General features: G+C 62.6%; 11 protein-coding genes. 3 read left to right on the top strand and 8 right to left on the bottom strand.

Annotation, left to right across the window (positions count from 1 at the left end; genetic code table 11):
- The first annotated feature begins 264 nt into the window (after nucleotides 1–264).
- Nucleotides 265–474 carry a hypothetical protein gene (locus LVD08_RS19950; RefSeq protein WP_202368446.1) on the top strand — a complete coding sequence of 70 codons (210 nt, stop codon included), beginning with the start codon at nucleotides 265–267 and terminating at the stop codon, nucleotides 472–474.
- Nucleotides 471–728, top strand: a complete 258-nt coding sequence (locus LVD08_RS19955) for a hypothetical protein (protein WP_247269004.1) — start codon at nucleotides 471–473, stop codon at nucleotides 726–728. Before LVD08_RS19950 ends, LVD08_RS19955 begins: the two co-directional genes overlap by 4 nt.
- Nucleotides 729–900: 172 nt before the next feature.
- Here the strand turns inward: LVD08_RS19955 and LVD08_RS19960 are convergent, their stop codons facing one another.
- From LVD08_RS19960 to LVD08_RS19970, 3 genes are read right to left on the bottom strand one after another with little or no spacing between them, the layout of a single operon-like run.
- Entirely contained in the window at nucleotides 901–1485 is a 585-nt protein-coding gene (locus LVD08_RS19960; RefSeq protein ID WP_247269005.1) for a glutathione S-transferase, read from the bottom strand.
- Nucleotides 1482–5123 (bottom strand): SbcC/MukB-like Walker B domain-containing protein, encoded by a 3642-nt coding sequence (locus tag LVD08_RS19965; RefSeq protein WP_247269006.1) that lies wholly within the window; start codon nucleotides 5121–5123, stop codon nucleotides 1482–1484. Before LVD08_RS19965 ends, LVD08_RS19960 begins: the two co-directional genes overlap by 4 nt.
- Complete coding sequence (locus tag LVD08_RS19970) at nucleotides 5120–6364, bottom strand: exonuclease SbcCD subunit D C-terminal domain-containing protein (protein WP_247269007.1); 1245 nt, start codon at nucleotides 6362–6364, stop codon at nucleotides 5120–5122. Before LVD08_RS19970 ends, LVD08_RS19965 begins: the two co-directional genes overlap by 4 nt.
- Before the next feature lie 242 nt (nucleotides 6365–6606).
- Here LVD08_RS19970 and LVD08_RS19975 point away from each other — a divergent pair, with 242 nt between their 5' ends.
- Nucleotides 6607–10230 carry an RCC1 domain-containing protein gene (locus LVD08_RS19975; RefSeq protein ID WP_247269008.1) on the top strand — a complete coding sequence of 1208 codons (3624 nt, stop codon included), beginning with the start codon at nucleotides 6607–6609 and terminating at the stop codon, nucleotides 10228–10230.
- 88 nt (nucleotides 10231–10318) lie between these two features.
- Here LVD08_RS19975 and LVD08_RS19980 read toward each other — a convergent pair whose 3' ends face one another.
- The 5 genes from LVD08_RS19980 to LVD08_RS20000 are packed head-to-tail and all read right to left on the bottom strand — an operon-like array spanning nucleotide 10319 to nucleotide 16196.
- The gene (locus LVD08_RS19980) at nucleotides 10319–11956 is read right to left on the bottom strand and encodes a BatD family protein (RefSeq protein WP_247269009.1); all 1638 of its coding nucleotides are present in this window, start codon (nucleotides 11954–11956) and stop codon (nucleotides 10319–10321) included.
- Complete coding sequence (locus tag LVD08_RS19985; RefSeq protein ID WP_247269010.1) at nucleotides 11953–13689, bottom strand: tetratricopeptide repeat protein; 1737 nt, start codon at nucleotides 13687–13689, stop codon at nucleotides 11953–11955. Before LVD08_RS19985 ends, LVD08_RS19980 begins: the two co-directional genes overlap by 4 nt.
- The gene (locus tag LVD08_RS19990) at nucleotides 13686–14765 is read right to left on the bottom strand and encodes a vWA domain-containing protein (protein WP_247269011.1); all 1080 of its coding nucleotides are present in this window, start codon (nucleotides 14763–14765) and stop codon (nucleotides 13686–13688) included. The genes LVD08_RS19985 and LVD08_RS19990 overlap by 4 nt, the downstream gene beginning before the upstream one ends.
- Complete coding sequence (locus LVD08_RS19995; RefSeq protein ID WP_247269012.1) at nucleotides 14758–15255, bottom strand: DUF4381 domain-containing protein; 498 nt, start codon at nucleotides 15253–15255, stop codon at nucleotides 14758–14760. Before LVD08_RS19995 ends, LVD08_RS19990 begins: the two co-directional genes overlap by 8 nt.
- Nucleotides 15252–16196: a DUF58 domain-containing protein gene (locus tag LVD08_RS20000; protein WP_027613096.1), complete on the bottom strand. Its 945-nt coding sequence runs from the start codon at nucleotides 16194–16196 to the stop codon at nucleotides 15252–15254. Before LVD08_RS20000 ends, LVD08_RS19995 begins: the two co-directional genes overlap by 4 nt.
- Between the last annotated feature and the right edge of the window lie 5 nt (nucleotides 16197–16201).

Below are 16201 nucleotides of genomic sequence, written 5' to 3' on the forward strand. Positions count from 1 at the left end.
GCCCCCCGCGCCCCCTCCCCCCCCCTGGAGGCGCCCCCGGAGGCCTGCTTTTTTTTGTCTAAAAAAACAAAAACCCCCCCCCCTCCGGCAGCTCCTACACGTATGTGTGATCGAAAAATCTGCGCTCGATAGGTTTTCTCCAACACCGAGATAGACCGGCTAAATAATCAACCAAGCTGATGTTTACTATGGCAAACCCTGAGTGGTTACTGCGGCTTTTTTGATTGATCCTGACGGCACTGAAACATGCCCACGGAGCACATCATGGCCAGTTCAATCATTACTTCAGCCAAGCGCGGCGCCTATCTGGCCATCGGTCTTTACCTGGCACTGGTGCTGTTTGTCAGCATCGCCGCGCAAACCCAACACAGCTTCGACGCACCGATCCAGGTCGCACACCCCGGCATCCAGTTCGAACACCGCGCAGACGTGCTGGTTGATCGTGCTGAACTCACAGGAGTGGGCGGCGCATGAAAGGCTACAGACTCTGGGTCATCGCCGGTCTGGCACTGATGACCAATGGTGCGGCGTTACTCGGCTTCGGCCAAGGTTCGGTCGGCGCGCTGGCGCGTGCCATCGAGGCCAATCACAGCATTGCGCACAACATCGAACGGGCCAACGCCCAAGGGTTGCTGGCCGGCAATCCGCCAATCAAGGCTGAGGTCGATTTTCTCGGGCCGTTTGAAGTGGATTGCATGGCACTAGGCATGTGCAACGCACTCGCCTAGACAACACGAACCACTGTGGCGAGGGAGCTTGCTCCCGCTGGGTTGCGAAGCAGCCCCAAATGCGGCGATCCCCTATTTCTGATGATCCGTGTTGAATGGATTTGCGACTGCTGCGCAGCCGAGCGGGAGCAAGCTCCCTCGCCACAGGTGTTCGGCAAGCAAGAAGAGAAAGTTATTTCTTCATGATTGAGGTGAACAGCTCGGAGTCGAGGAAACGCTGCAACCAGACCTGCAACCGCACATAAGGCGTCTGCGCAAACCACTCGCGATCCACATGCGCAAATTGCCGAACGAACGGCAGCAACGCGATATCCGCGAGACACGGATGATCACTCAGCAAATAATCCCGACCTTCAAGCAACCCATCCAGCCGCTGCAAAAACAACGCCCCCTCAGCCCGATAAACTTCCATCGGTTGCTCCGGATAGCGTTCGGCGTACTTGTAGCGGTTCAAATGCACCTTGAACCCCTGATCGTTAGCCTCGATCACCCCGGCAATCCGTGAATCACCACCGAGCAGCCAGTCATCCGGATCATGCTGCGCCAACGCCCAGCGCATGATCTCCAGACTTTCATCAATCACCTGCCCATTGGCATCCAGCACCGGCACCGTGCCCTTGGGCGAGATCGCCAGCATCGCGGCCGGCTTGGCCTTGAGGCTGACTTCGACGATCTCCACCGGTACGCCCGAATAACGCAGGGCCATTCGCGCGCGCATCGCGTAAGGGCAGCGGCGGAACGAATACAGCGTGTTCATTTCACCTCCAGTGTGCTCAAACCGTTGCCTTGGCGTTGTACCTGAATCTGCACCGGAATCCGTTCGTGCATTTCCTGCACATGGGAAATCACCGCGACCTTGCGCCCCTGCGCCTGCAAGCCGTCGAGTGCATCCATGGCCAGTTGCAGCGACTCCGGATCGAGGCTGCCGAAGCCTTCGTCGATGAACAGCGATTCGATTTTCAGCGTGCTCGAGGCCATCGATGCCAGCCCCAGTGCAAGGGCCAGCGACACCAGGAAAGTCTCGCCACCGGAAAGCGAATGCACCGAGCGCAATTCGTCGCCCATTTCGGTATCCATCACCAGCAGGCCGAGCATGCTGCCGCCGCGTTTCAAGCGATAGCGTTTGACCAGTTGGCGCAACTGCACGTTGGCGTGATGCACCAGCAAGTCGAGGTTGTAGGCCTGGGCGATCTTGCGGAAGGTATCGCCGGTGGCCGAGCCGATCAACGCATTCAGACGCGCCCAGCGCTGGTACTCGGCATAGGCGTCGGCAATCTGTTGCGCGAGTGCCTGATTGGCGTTTTTCCGGCGCTGATCTTCGGCCTGTTCGGCGCGCAGTTCGGCGCACTGTTGCTCGCTGAGGTTGAACTGGTTCTGCAGCTCGGCGAGCGCGCTGGCGAGTTGCTCGGCATCAAGATTGCCGTTGTGCTGCGCCTGATGATCGGCCAGGCGTTGATCACGTTCCTGCAGCAGCACCTTGGCCTGTTCGATGGCTTTTTCGTTGTGCTGCAAGCGCTGGCGCAGTTCACTGAGCTGCGTGTCATCGACGCGCAGCAGGTCTTCGAGACCGCCGTCATCCAGCTCAGGATGGCGTGCGCGCCAGTCGGCAATCTTCTGCGTCAGTTCGTCGTTTTCGCTTTGCAGCGCCTGCAAGCGTTCTTGCTGAGCCTTGAGTTCGGCGCCAATCTGCACCCGTTGCGTGCGCACGTTCTGCAGTTCCGCAGCGGTGCCGGTTTCGGCGTTGCGCGCCTGATCCACAGCCTGTTCCAGTTGCTGCTGCCAGTGCTCGGCGCTGCTGTGTTCGCCCAGCAGTTGCGCGAGTTTTTCCTGACTGGCTTGTTGCTGCTCGGCCAGTGCACTGAATTGCTGCTCGGCGCTTTGCAGCTGCTGTACGCGGCTGAGCTGGCGATCCTGTTCTTTCTCCAGCGTCTGCTGGCGTTGTTGCTGCTCGGCCAACTCTTCTTTTTGCTGCTCGACCTGCGCCAGGCGCTCGGCAATCTGCCGGTCCAGCTGCATGAAGGTTGCCGCTGGCTCGACGCGCAAGGCTTCGAGGGTGTCGGCCGGCAGCAGGCTGGCGAACGCGGTCAGTTCCTCGTCGAGACGCTGACGGTCGCTGCTCAGTTCGCGTTGTTGGTTGCTCAGGTGCTGCGCCGCTTGCTGATGCGCGGTTTCGGCATTGCGCAGTTGCTGGGTCAGACGCGCCGCGTCCTGTTGCAGGGTGAGCAGGGCGCTCTGGCGTTGTTCGTCCTGGGTGATGCTCTGATTCAGTTGATCGTTTTGCCGGGTGAGCCAGGCGTCGCGTTTGTCGGCGTCCTGGTTCAGTAACTGAGCGGACAGCGGATGGGCGTCGAGGCTCGGCGCTAGTGCCTGTTGCTGCGCGACCAGTTGTTCCTGTTGTTGCAGCAGCTCCTTTTGTTGAGCGATCACGCCACCGACTTCGGCGCGCAGTTCGATGAGCTTTTCCTTGAGCTGATCGACCACTTGCTGGGCGTTGGCCTGTTCGCTTTCATCATGACGGCCGAGGCTTTGCAGCAGCGCTTCCGGCTGATGATACGGATGCTCGTTGCTGCCACAGACCGGGCACGGCTGATCGTCCTGCAACTGCGCGCGCAACTCCTCGACACTGGCGCTGCGGGCCAGACGCTGGCGTTCGAGCAGTTCACGGGTGACGTTGAGGGTTTGTTCGGCGACGGTCAGCTCGGCCTTGGTTTTCACCCCGTCCTGGGTCAGACGTTCACGTTCCTGCTGTGCATCAAGCAGGCGCTGTTGCAGCTCTACGCCGCGTTTTTCCAGCTCCTGCTGGCTGGCCCACAACCGCGTCAGATCTTCGATGGCGCGCAGTTGTTTGCGGTTGTCCTGCAACAGAGTGCCGAGGATACCGATCTGCTCGGCGACGGCATCCGGCTCGGCGCCGGCCTCTTTGAACAGCACTTCCAGTTGCTGTTTTTGCGTGGCCAACGCGTCGGCGCTGTGCGCGGCGTTCTGTTCGAGGGTCGCCAGTTCGGCCTGGCCCTTGTTCAGGCGATTGCCGATCAGCATCAGCTGTTGCAGGCGATCGCGATAGGCATTCCACGCATCGCTGAGCGGTGCCAGTTCGGCACTCTGCTCCAGCTCGGCGGCGATTTTCTGCAAGCGTTCAGCGACTTCGGCCTGTTTCGTCTGCAACGCTTGAATCGCGCTCTGGCCTTCGGTGCAGGCTTGCTCGGCGGACTGCCGGGCCTCGGCGCTGAGTGCGGTGTCCTTGGCGAGGCGGGCGAGGGTGCTTTGCTCATCGAAGGCCTGACGCAGCAGCGGGGCACTTTCGCTGTGCCGCTGCTGCGCTTCGCTCAGGGCGATTTTCGCCGCATCCAGCGCCTGTTCCAGTTGCGTCTGGCGTTCTTTGAGCTCGCCGTGCTGCTGAGTGTGCGCGGCGATCTGTGCCGCCAGCGGCGTCAGTTGCGCATCGAGTTCGGTCTTGCGCGCGAACTGGTGACGCTGCGGGGCGAGTTGTTCCAGGCGCGTCAGTTTCAGGCGTTCACCCGCCAGACCTTCCCACTGTTGCTGCGCACTGTGCAGTTGCTCGGCGGCGGCTTGCTGCGCGTCCTGCAACTGGCGCAAATCCTTGAGCCAACTGTGCTGTTGTTCCAGTTGCTTGAGTTGCGCCTGCTGCAACTTCAGCTGTTGCTGGGCAGCGTTGAAACGCTCATCCAGTTCGGCCCGGGCTTCGGGGGCCAGCGGGGTGACGCCCGTGGCTTGATCCTGCAGCAGCTTGTGCGCTTCGCGGGCCTCTTTGGTCTTGTCGAAGGCGCGGCGGCCAAGGCGGGTGTAGAGCGCGGTGTCAGTGAGTTTTTCCAGCAGTTCGCTGCGGTCGTTGTCATCTGCCTTGAGGAACGCGCTGAACTCGCTCTGGGCCAGCAGCACCGCGCGGGTGAACTGTTCGAAGTTCAGGCCCAGCGCGGCTTCGAGCTGGGTCTTGTATTCGCCTTTCTGGCTGGCGAGCAGTTGATCCTGATCGATGTCGCGCAGGCTCTGCCGGCTGGCCTGCAACTTGCCGCCGGCCTTCTCCCGGGCACGGTTGGCTTCCCAGCGCGCACGGTAACGCCGGCCATCGACGCCGACGAAATCCACTTCCGCATAACCTTCACCGGTACCACGGCGCAGCAAGGTGCGCGGGTCGCCGGTGGCGATTTCACCGTCGGCGTCCGGCACCTTGGCGTCACGGCCGGTGTTGTTCAGGCGCGGCACGGCGCCGAACAACGCCAGGCACAGGGCGTCGAGCAGGGTACTTTTACCGGCGCCGGTCGGCCCGGTGATTGCGAACAGGCCAGCACTGGCCAGCGGTTCGGCAGTGAAATCAATCTCGAACGGGCCTGCCAGCGAAGCAAGGTTCTTCAAGCGAATGGCGAGAATCTTCATGGCTGCTCGCCCTCCATCTGTACGTCCTGCAGCAGTTCGGCGAAGTCCTTGAGCGTCTGCTCATCGACCTCGTTGCCATAGTTGTCGAGCCAGGCGCGACTGAATAGCTCCTGCGGAGTGAGCTGATCCAGTTCGACCAGCGCGCTGCCGTCATCGCTGCCCTCAGCGCCACGGTTGCCGGCGTACTCGGCGGCGATCCGCACCAAGCGCACGGCTTTGCCTTGCAGGGCGTTTTCCACCTGATGGCGCAGATCCGGCTGCGGCTCGTCGAGGGTTACGCGCACTTCCAGCCATGGCTGGCGCTGGGTTTCGGCGAGCAGATCGATGTTCGGCAGGTCGGCCAGTTGCAGCAGGATCTCCGCCAGCGGCGCCGGGCCGATGCGTTGCAGGTTGACCGACCTTGGAATCAGTTTTGGTTCGACACTGACCAGGGTTTCGCCGTCGAGGGTGACGTCGAGAATCTGGTGCTGATAGCCGATCTCCGAGAACGACAGCGGAATCGGCGAACCGCTGTAGCGGATGCGTTCTTCACCGTTGACCTTCTGCGGCTTGTGCAAATGGCCGAGCGCAACGTAGCTGATGCTCGGCCCGAACAGGCTGGCGGGCAGCGCTTCGGCGTTACCGATGATCAGGCTGCGCTCGGAGTCTTCCGAGACCGAGCCGCCCGCCATGTGCGCGTGACTGATGGCGACCAGCGCCTGACCCGGCTGGCGCTTGGCATTCGCCGCTTCGATCAGCCATTCATGCACCTGACCGATACCGCGCAGATAGTTGTCGCCCAGATGCGCACCGGTCACCTCGGCTGGACGCAGGAATGGCAGCGCCAGGCACCAAGCGGCGATTTCGCCTTGGGCATTCGGCAGTGGCAGCAGCAGCCGTTCGGCGTCGAGCTGGCCGTCATCCAGCCACAACACCCGCCCCAGTGCATGGGTGCGCAAGCGGCGCATCAACGGCGCCGGCAGTTCGATGCGCGAGCCGGAATCGTGGTTGCCGGCAATCATCACGATGGTCAGCAACGGCTGCTGCTCGTGAGCGCTGACGACGAAATCGTAGAGGCGTTCCTGGGCTTTGACCGGCGGATTGACCGTGTCAAAGATGTCACCGGCAATCAGCAGCACATCCGGCTGCGCCAATTGCAGTTGGCGCAGCAGCCATTCGAGAAAGCACGCATGCTCGAAATCGCGCTCCTGGCCATGCAGGTTTTGCCCAAGGTGCCAGTCGGAGGTGTGGAACAGACGCAAGGTGGACTCCGCTACAGAAAGAGATGATGGCCGCGGGGAAATGATGGGCGGCTGAAGAGGGGGGAGTTTACTGGCAAACGGGCGGACTTGCCCAAAGGCTTGAAAGATCAGGAGGTCGTGGCCGATGCCGTCTGTCGCTACTGTCAGATCTGACAGTAGCTGGCAGACAGCATTGGGTGATGGGATAGCGCAGTCGCCAAGGCGTCAGGCCGGGGCTTTCTGTCACTTGAGGAGTTGCTTGTATGAAAACGCAATCACCATCAGCCTCTACGTCTTCTGATCCAGGCGTGAACGCGCTCAAGCCCATAAGGATCACCAAACTCAAGACTCCCGTGCAGGGCTATGATGGCGGTTTGCCGGTGCCCGCTGTGGAAGGAGGCGTCGAGTTTCTGGTGCCTCCCTGGCTGGTCATGAAGGCGGGTGATCTGCTTGAGGTGTTTTGGGGCGACCTGCAGGAGCCGGTCTGGAGTAAAGACATCGAGCCGGAAGATGAAAACGAAATCGTCAAAGGGGTCATCGATGAGGGGCATATCCGCAGGGGGGACGCCTATCCGGTTTTTTATCGAGTGACCCGGCCGTTTCAGGAACCTGAGTCAACACCGCTGCAAAGGTTCTTCGTCAAACTGGATCGCCCCGGCGGCTTCGATGACGACCTGTCAATGCCCGGCCACCAGAACCTGCGCTACCACATTCCCCAAAGCATCATCGATAACGGCGTCGGCCCCGAGGAGGCCGCGGCGGGTGTGCCGATCACGATCCTGCCGTACCCCTTCATGCGCATCAACGACCGCGTCAAAGTGGCGTGGGGCAGAGTAGAGAAAGAGGTCTATGTCGAGCAAAAGCATATTGACGACCCTGACGACAACCCGCTGATCGTGACCATCGATCAAGCACTGATCGTAGAGGCGGGCGACAGCGCCGGGGTGATGGTGATGTACCAGGTGATCGATGAGTGTGGCAACTATCCCGATCCACGTTCCCTGTGGTCGGCGAAAACCCGAGTCGTGGTGGATCTGAAAGGAAATCGTCTCGATGCGCCTATCGTGCTGGAGGCCGATCCGCAGACTTACGAAATCGACCTCGACGAATTGAACGATGACGACGTGAACGTTCTGGTCAATACCCCCGCTGGCAACTTCCAGGAGCAGGATGTCGTCGCCTTGACCTGGCGAGGAATCAACGCCGAGGGCGTACCGATCAACCATGGCCCGGTAGAGCTGCCGGTGACGCGGGTCGGTGTTGCGCTGGTGTTCACTGTTCCGAACGACAAGGTGCGAGCCATTGCCAAAGGCCGGGCCAGTGTCTCCTACATACTCAAGCGAACGGGCGCGGCCGATCGGCCGTCCAAGACCGTCGGCATCTCGGTGACGGGGGAGACCTTCCGACTGCCGTCTCCTACGGTGGACGAAGCCCCTACCGGTACGCTGAACCCGGACGAACGCTGGGCCACCGTGCGCATTCCATGGTTTGCCGGACGCGCCGCCAGTGACCTGTTGACGCTGATCTGGGAGGCCACGCGTCCCGGCGGTGGCATCGTCTATTACGAAGACCCGCGCCCGGTTGGCGATGTGCCGGATGACGAGCCGGTGTTGCGTAATGTCTCGAACGCGGAGATCCAGCGTTTCGACGGCTTGCAGGTCTCGGTGTTCTATACCGTCGCCAATGATGATGAGGCGACACTCAACGTGCGCGAGTCGTTGCCGTTCGAGATGCAGGTGGGCGAAGTGCAACCGCTGTTCGTGACGCCGCGCGTTGAAGAGGCGGTGCCTGGCACGTCGTTGATCGATCCGGAAGCCGTCCCACCGCTGGGCTGTAAATTGATTGTGCCGTATCTGCAGACACTGCCCGAAGACCTGGTGAATTATCGCTGGCGCGGTACGGGCGGTAACGGCAGCACCAGTGGCTCACTGCGTCTTACAACGCAAACTGCGGGTAAGGAAGTGCCGTTCACGGTGCCTAAACAGTTTGTGACCAACAACCTCAATCGCCGGATTGTCATCGACTATTTCATTGTGCGTGACGGCAAGACCCTGGGTTACTCATTTCCACTGACCTTGCGGGTCGGCAATGCCCTGCTGGATTTCGATCCGCCCTCAATTGACGACGCGCGCGGCGACCAGATTGATGCGAGCGCGGTGCCAGCGGTAGGTGCAACCGTGCGTCTGGCTGCGGCGTATGGCCTGAGGGTGGGCGACAGCGGTGAGATCCGCTGGATCGGCGTTGCCGGAGGCGGCACCGCCATCGTGCCGTTTCGCGTGGAGAGCGGAGAAGCGGGGCGCGACAAACTGATCAGCGTGCCGCAGTCGGTGGTGTTGGCCAACGTCGGGCGGGAGATCTCGCTGGATTGCACCGTGGTGCGTCAGGCCGGTGGTCGCCAGTATTCGCGGGTGGCGGTTTATGACGTGCGTGCGTCGCTGGGGACAGGCCGGTTGCTGGTGATGGGCGCGCGCTCGCGGGGTAATTACCAGATGTATGGCGGCGGGACTGCGTGGTTGACCGCGCTGGATGCAACCACCCGGCAGCCGGTCAAGGCCTGGTGGCGGTATAACGGCGAGGAGGGCGAGGTCAGTGGCACGACGTTCCGTGACACTCGACCGGATCGGCTGCTGCATGTGCGGATCAGTGATGATCAGGTGACAATCAATCCGCAGAACCTGTGCGGGAACGGGAATTTTATATCCGGCGAGGGAGCAAACAACGCGGCCTTTGCGGCACGGACTGAGCGTGGGGCCCTGGTGGCATGGGGCAGCCCTGGTCGGGGTGGAAATTTAGGAGATTTGTTACCGGCCATTTCCGATGCCATATCGCTGAGTGCCTGCGGTTATGCCTTCGCGGCACGTCAGGCCAGTGGCGGGGTGGTGGCTTGGGGACGCAAAGAAGACGGAGGATTGGTATCCGAACCGGTCAGTCTTATGCGGGATATCGTGGCAGTGAGCGGCAACGGTTATGTGTTCTGTGCGCTACGTCGCGATGGAAGTCTGGTGGCGTGGGGAAATCCCGGTTTGGGGGCAACGCTTCCACAGCCGATACCTACACTAAGGAATGTCGTCAAAGTGATTGGCAACACCTACGCCTTTGCTGCGCTTCGGGCCGATGGTTCGGTCGTCGCTTGGGGGCACCAAAGCTACGGAGGTAATGTGCCGGAGTCCATCGGAAAAATGACTGACATCGTTGATATAGTCGCTAACGCTTATGCCTTCGCAGCCCTACGTTCCAATGGTTCAGTGGTGGCTTGGGGAGTCTCCTACGAGGGGGGGGCGGTGCCTGGCACGATTGGGGTACTGACAGACATTGTGGAACTGAGCGGAACCGAACGCGCCTTTGCCGCGCGACGCAGCAATGGCAGCGTTGTTGCGTGGGGGCGAGGGACATATGGCGGAAACGTTCCTGCGCCGATCGCATTACTGACGGATATCCGGACGGTAACGGGTAACAATGCATCATTCGTTGCACTGCTGAGCAGTGGGCGTGTAGTGGGGTGGGGACACTACGCAATTCCGGCGGAGGTTGCACTTTTGACTGACATCGTCCAGGTGGTAGGCGGAGGAGTTGCTTTTGCCGCATTGCGCGCCAACGGCACCGTTGTAGCCTGGGGAGTAGCTGATCGAGGTGGTGTAATCCCGGATGCCATTGCGGCCAGACTGGTCAACGTCCGCGCCATTTATGGCAACACCCATGCCTTCGCCGCGCTGACCTCCAGCGGCGAAGTCGTGACCTGGGGCCGTGGCCCGGCCGGCGGTAACAGCGATGGTGTCGCCGATCAGCTCAACGGCAAAATCTTCTACGAAGCTACAGCGTTGTCCCGTGGTTTGGGCATGCGTGAGACACGACTGCTTGAAGCGGCGGAAAGTGAACAAACCTCATAACACCGCCAACGCCTGAAAGATCGCAGCCTGCGGCAGCGCCTACACGGACTAAATGTAGGAGCTGCCGCGGGCTGCGATCTTTTGCGGTTTACTTCGGATAAAGCGGCGGCAACCCGCTGTCACCCACCGGATCCTGCACCCGCTCCGCCGCCGGAATGGTACGGATCGCCCGCCACAAATCCTCACCCTGCCAATGCTGCCCCGTCTCGCTGTACAGCGCGCCATTGAGCCCATCCAGCGCATCCGACAACGGTACAAACCGCGCCGCCATATCTGCCAAAGTCTCCGGCTGCTGCCGCGCCCATGCATCCATCGCCTGCCGCGTCGCTTGCGGATCATTCGCCTGGCACGCCCGCTTGATGTCGTCCAGCAAGGTGCGCGGGCTCGGCCCGGTTTGGGCGGCGCGATGCACCGCCGGTTGCCAGCGCGCACGCCACCACAGGCCGAAACCGAGCAGGGTGGTGCAGGCGAGGATCAGGGTGCTGAGTTTCCACCACCACAACACATCGTTATCGATGGCGCTCACTTGCAGAGTGCCGGCCGGGGTGTCGACCTGCAGGCTCGGGTTGTTCGCTACTTGCAGGGTGCGCGCCGGCAGGCTGGTGTGTTCCAGATGATCTTCGAAGGTGTTCCACCAGATCACGTCGACGGTCGGCAGTTCGATGCTGCCGCTGCGGCTGGGCACCAGCGCTTCGCGTTCTTCACGGCTGCCGATCAGGCCGCGCTCGCCGCTCTGGTTGCTCAGCACCGGTTGATCCGGGTAACGGCGCAGGCCGTTGGCCTCTGTGGCGGGCAGGGCCGGTAGCTGCGAACTGGCCAGGCCTTCGGCCTTCAGCGTCAGGCTGCGGGTCAGGGAGTCGCCGACCTGAAGGTGATCCGGCTCGGGGTTCCAGCTTTCGCTCAGGCTCAGGCTGCGCGCGGGCAGCCACGGCGCATCGGCCGGGTAGGTCAGCGGTTTCGGTTTGACCGTCAGCGGAATCTCTGAGGAGCTGACGCGCAGCAGCTTGCCGGGTTTCGGGCCTTGCGCGGTCGCGTCCTGAGCGGGCTGAGTGTCGACCAGCGTGGCGCTGAAGGTCTGCGGGGCGATGGTCAGCAAGCCGCTGTGCTGCGGGTAGATCGCATAGCGCATCTCGATCACGCCATGGCGCACGCCGTTGATGTCTTTCTCGTAAGTGCGCGTGTCGCCCAGTTGCTCGATGCGCGCGTCGGCGATTTGCAGCGGGGTGAGGCTGCTGTCGTCGTACAGCGACACCGAGTGGTAAATGCGCAGTGTCAGGATCGCCTGGGCCTGCACGTACACGCTGGACTGGTCGAGGCTGGCCTCGATGAACACCGGATCCAGGTTGTTCTTCTCTTCGCGGGTGTCGCTCTCGACCACTTGCACGGTAATCGGCTGGCTCTGCACCTCACCCAGTTGCAGCGGTGGAATGACCACGCTGCCGTTTTCTTTCGGCAGCAGGGTGATGATCCAGCGGGTGGTGGCGCGGCTGTCGCCATTGAGGGTGTTCAACTGGTTGACCTGACGTGTGCCGCGCACCTCGAACAGGGGTTCCAGCGGTGTCAGGTCGGGTTTGCCGAACTGCGTGACATCACTGGTTTCGAGGGTGAGTTCGACCGTCTCGCCGGAGTTCAGGCGACTGCGATCCACGCTGGCCGTCAGCTCGGCCGCCTGGGCGGTGGCCGTGCAGAGCAGCAGGGGCAGCAAGAGAGCGGTGAAACGGGTCATCGAGTGTTTTCCTGATCCTGATGTTGTTGCTGTTCGTACCAGAATTTGCGTCGCAGCAGTTCGCCCGGGTCGTCCGGGATCTTGCCCAGCCATTGTTCCAGTGCCTGACGCTGCTCGCCTTCGAGGTTGTCCTCGCTCGGGCGCAGCGTTGGCACGGTGTCGGTTTCTTCCGCTTCATCGCTGCCCGGCACTTCGTTGGGGCCTGGCTGCGGCGGGGTGGTCGGTGGCGGTTCGCTGGCCGGCTCGCCGGGCTGCGCCTCGCTCGGGGTGTCACTTTTCACCGCGGGTGGCGGCGTGGTCGCTGGCGGTGGTTCATCGCCGGGCACATTTGGCTGCGCCGGTTGCGGCTGTGGTTCGGCCGGTGGCGGCGTGTTCTTCTGCTTGAGCAGGTTTTCCACCAAGGCCTTGTTGGTCAGCGCCGGGCGCAAGTCCGGTTGCAGTTCCAGTGCTTGCTCGTAGGCATCGATGGCGGCTTCCAGCTCACCACTTTTCGCCAGCGCATTACCGCGATTGTAGTGGGCGCGGGCATCGCTGCCTTCGGCGAAACGCTGAGCGGCGCCACTGTAATCGCCGGCCTCGTACAACGCTACCCCTTGCCACTGATGATCTTCGAAGTGTTCGGCAGCATCGGCCGGGCGTTTCTGCTTGAGCAAGTGCAGGCCCTGTTGATCGGGGCGCAGCCACAGGTCTTCGAAGTCGAAAGCGTAGCTCGGCTGCGGCAGGCACAGCAGCAAGGGCAGGCAGAACAACCAGCCACGCCGTCCGGCGCAGGCGGCCAGCAGCAATAGCGGCAACAACAGCCAGTAACCCTGATCGGCCCAGGTGTCGAGGCGCACGGTCTGGCCATCGTCGCGCAGGCTGCGCGGGCCATCGAGCAGGCCGAGGGCGCGCAAATCGGATTCGTCGAGACGCGCGCTGTGATATTCGCCACCGACGCTGGCGAGGAATGCGCCAAGGCCCGGGCTGTCAAGTTGCGGCACGCGAATCGCGCCCTGTTCGTCCTTGAGGAAACTGCCGTCCTCCTGAGCGATTGGCGCGCCCTCAGCGGTGCCGATGCCGAGCATCAGCAGTTGTGCCGATTGCTGGCCGAGGGCGCGGCGGATGCCTTGGCGTTCTTCTTCGGTCAGCGAGGAGCCGATCAGCAGAATCCGTCCCTGACCGAGCGCGCCTTGCTTGAGCAAGGCCAATGCTTTGCTCACGCCGAGATCAGCGCGATGGCCGCTTTCCGGCATCAGCGAGGGCTTGAGGGCGTCGAGCAGATTGTGGCTGGTCGCCAGGTCATCCGACAGCGGCACCAGCGTGTGCGCGCTGCCGGCGTAGACGACGATCGCGGTCTGCGCATCGCTGCGTGCCTGCAACAGGTCGAACAGCTTGCGCCGGGCCTGTTCCAGTCGCGTTGGCGGCGAGTCGGTGGCGAGCATTTCCGGGGTCAGCTCCAGAACGACGACCAGCGGGTCGGCAGGTTTCTGGCTGGTCTGTTCGACGCGCTCCCAACTGGGCCCGAGCAGGGCGACGATGGTCAGCAGCCACGCCACGCCAAGGGCAACCCACGGCAGCTTGCTGGCGCGGCCATTGCCACCGCTGAGCAGCGTCGCGTGGAACGCCGGCGGCAGAATCATTTGCCAGCGTCCGGCGCGTTTCTGCCGGTGCCAGAGTTGCCAGATCAGCCAGCCCAGCAGCGGCAGGAGCAGCAGCCACCAAGGGCGGAACCAGTGCGGCCAGAGCGCGATCATCGGCGCCTCCGCAGACGCAGGCGTTTCAGACGCTCACGCCAGTCAGGCAGCGGACTTTGCAGATACAGCTCCTTGGTAAACAGGCGTTGCAGCGGGTTGTCCGGCCACAATTCGCGGGCGACCAGCAACAGGCTAAGCAGCAGGGCAAAGGCCAGCGGCCACTGATACAAGGCTTGCGCCGGGCGCGCCTGGGTCGGTTGCTGAGTCACCGGTTCGAGTTGATCGAGGGTGTCGCGGATCGCTTGCAGCTCTTTGCCGTCGCGGGCGCGGAAGTATTGGCCGCCGGTGGCGTTGGCGATGGCCTTGAGGGCCGGTTCGTCAAGGTCCAGGCTCGGATTGACCCCGAGCAGGCCGGTGCTGCCACTGTCTTCGGGGTCGGCGCCGATGCCGATCGGGTAGATTTTTACCCCTTCGCTGGCGGCCAGTTTCGCTGCGGTCAGCGGATCGATTTCGCCGCCGTTGTTGGCGCCGTCGGTGACCAGAATCAACACCCGGCTTTGTGCCGGACGCATGCGCAGGCGCTTCAACGCCAGACCGATCGCATCGCCGATGGCGGTGTTCTTCCCGGCGATGCCGATGCGCGCTTCATCGAGCCAGACGCGCACGGTATGCCGGTCAAACGTCAGTGGTGCCTGCAGATAGGCCTGACTGCCGAACAGGATCAGACCAACGCGGTCGCCATCACGGCTTTCAAGGAAATCGCCGAGCAGATGCTGAACCAGCGACAAGCGACTGACGTCTTCGTCCTGCCACTGCATGTCGGGAAAGTCCATCGAACCGGACACGTCCACCGCCACCAGCAGATCGCGGCCGCTGGCGGCAATCGGCAACGGTTCGCCGAGCCATTGCGGACGCGCCGCGGCGCTCAGCAGCAACAGCCACAGCAGCAGGAACGGCGCCTGCTGACGCCATGCCGGCAGATTGGCCCTTGCCCGGCGACGGGCGAGGCCTTCGAGGTCGGAGAGAAAACTCACGCGCAACGCCGGCTCGCCACTGTCGGCCACCGGCAACACCAGGCGCATCAGCCACGGCAGCGGCAACAGCACAAAGATCCACGGCCAGGCGAATTCAAACATGCTTGCGAATCCAGGTTTCAACGGCTTGGGTCAGGCCGGCGATGGCTTTGTCGTCGAGTTTGCATTCGGGTTTGTAGGCGCCTTCGACCAGCACCATCCAGCGCGTCAGGCCGGCGGCCGGGCAGCGGTTGTCGAGAAACGCCAGCCATTTGCGGCCATTGAGCGTGTGGCTCTGGCTGTAGGGGTAGTGGTTGCGGCACAGGCGTTTGAGCAGACCGTTGAGCTGCTGCAGCCAGGCCCCGGCCGGTGCGCCGTCGTAGGGTTTGGGCATCTGCGCCAGTTCGGCCAGTGCGGCGATGCGCACGGGGTCGAGCGGTTGTTCAGCGCGCACGATCGGGCGTTTCCTGGTCGGAATGAACCGGCGCAAACGCCACACGGTGAAGCCCAGCAGCGGCAGCAATAAAAGCAGCAGCCACCAGCCCGGCGCTGGCGGCCAGAAGTCGATCGGCGGCGGCGAAATCAGCGGTTGCAGTTGTTCGAGGCCGTTCATCGACTGCTCCCCGGGCGCTGCGGATTGAGGAACTCGCGCATCTGCTCGACCATTTCGCTTTGCGTGCTCAGCGGCATCAACAGCACCCGCAGTTTTTGCGCGAGCAATTCCCAACGGGCGATGCGTGCCTCGGCCTGAGCGCGATAGGTCTGGCGCAGCTCGAAATTCAGCGTGTCGAGTTCCAGTTGTGCGCCTCTTTCCGCGAACCGCAAAAGCCCGGCGGCAGGCAGGGCGTGATCCAGTGGATCTGACAGCGGCAGCAGCAACAGATCGCAATGACGCGATAGCAGACTCAGTTGCTGCTCGGCGCTGTCGGACAGCGCGCGCTCGTCGCAGATCACGATCACCAGACTGCCCGGGCGCAACACCTCACGCGCCCGGCGCAGCGCCACGCCGAGGGCGTCGCGGTCCGGCTCGCGTTCGCTGTGCAGCGACTGATTGACTTTGACCAGACGATTGAGCAATTGCAGCAGGCTCTGCTTGCTGCGGCGCGGTTTGATTTCGTAGTGCTCGTTGTCGCCGAACACCAGCCCGCCGACCCGGTCGTTATGGCCCAGTGCGGCCCAGCCGATCAACGCCGCCGCTTGCGCAGCGAGCACTGACTTGAACATCAGCCCGGAGCCGAAAAACAGCCGCGTGCTTTGCTCGACCATGATGAAAATCGGTCGCTCGCGTTCTTCATGGAACAGCTTGGTGTGCGGCTCCTGGGTGCGCGCGGTCACGCGCCAGTCGATGGTGCGCACGTCGTCGCCGGCCTGATAGACCCGCACCTGATCGAAGTCCACGCCACGCCCACGGAATTTCGAGTGATGCAGGCCGATCAGCGGGCTGCGCTGACTGGGTGTGGAAAACAGCTGCACTTCGCGCACACGGTGGCGCATCTCGATCAGATCGGTGAGGCTGATGCGGATGCCCGGTTCGGACGGCAGGGGGGCGTTCATGGGGG

This window comes from Pseudomonas sp. YL2 (assembly GCF_023063025.1).
GTDB lineage: Bacteria > Pseudomonadota > Gammaproteobacteria > Pseudomonadales > Pseudomonadaceae > Aquipseudomonas > Aquipseudomonas putida_A.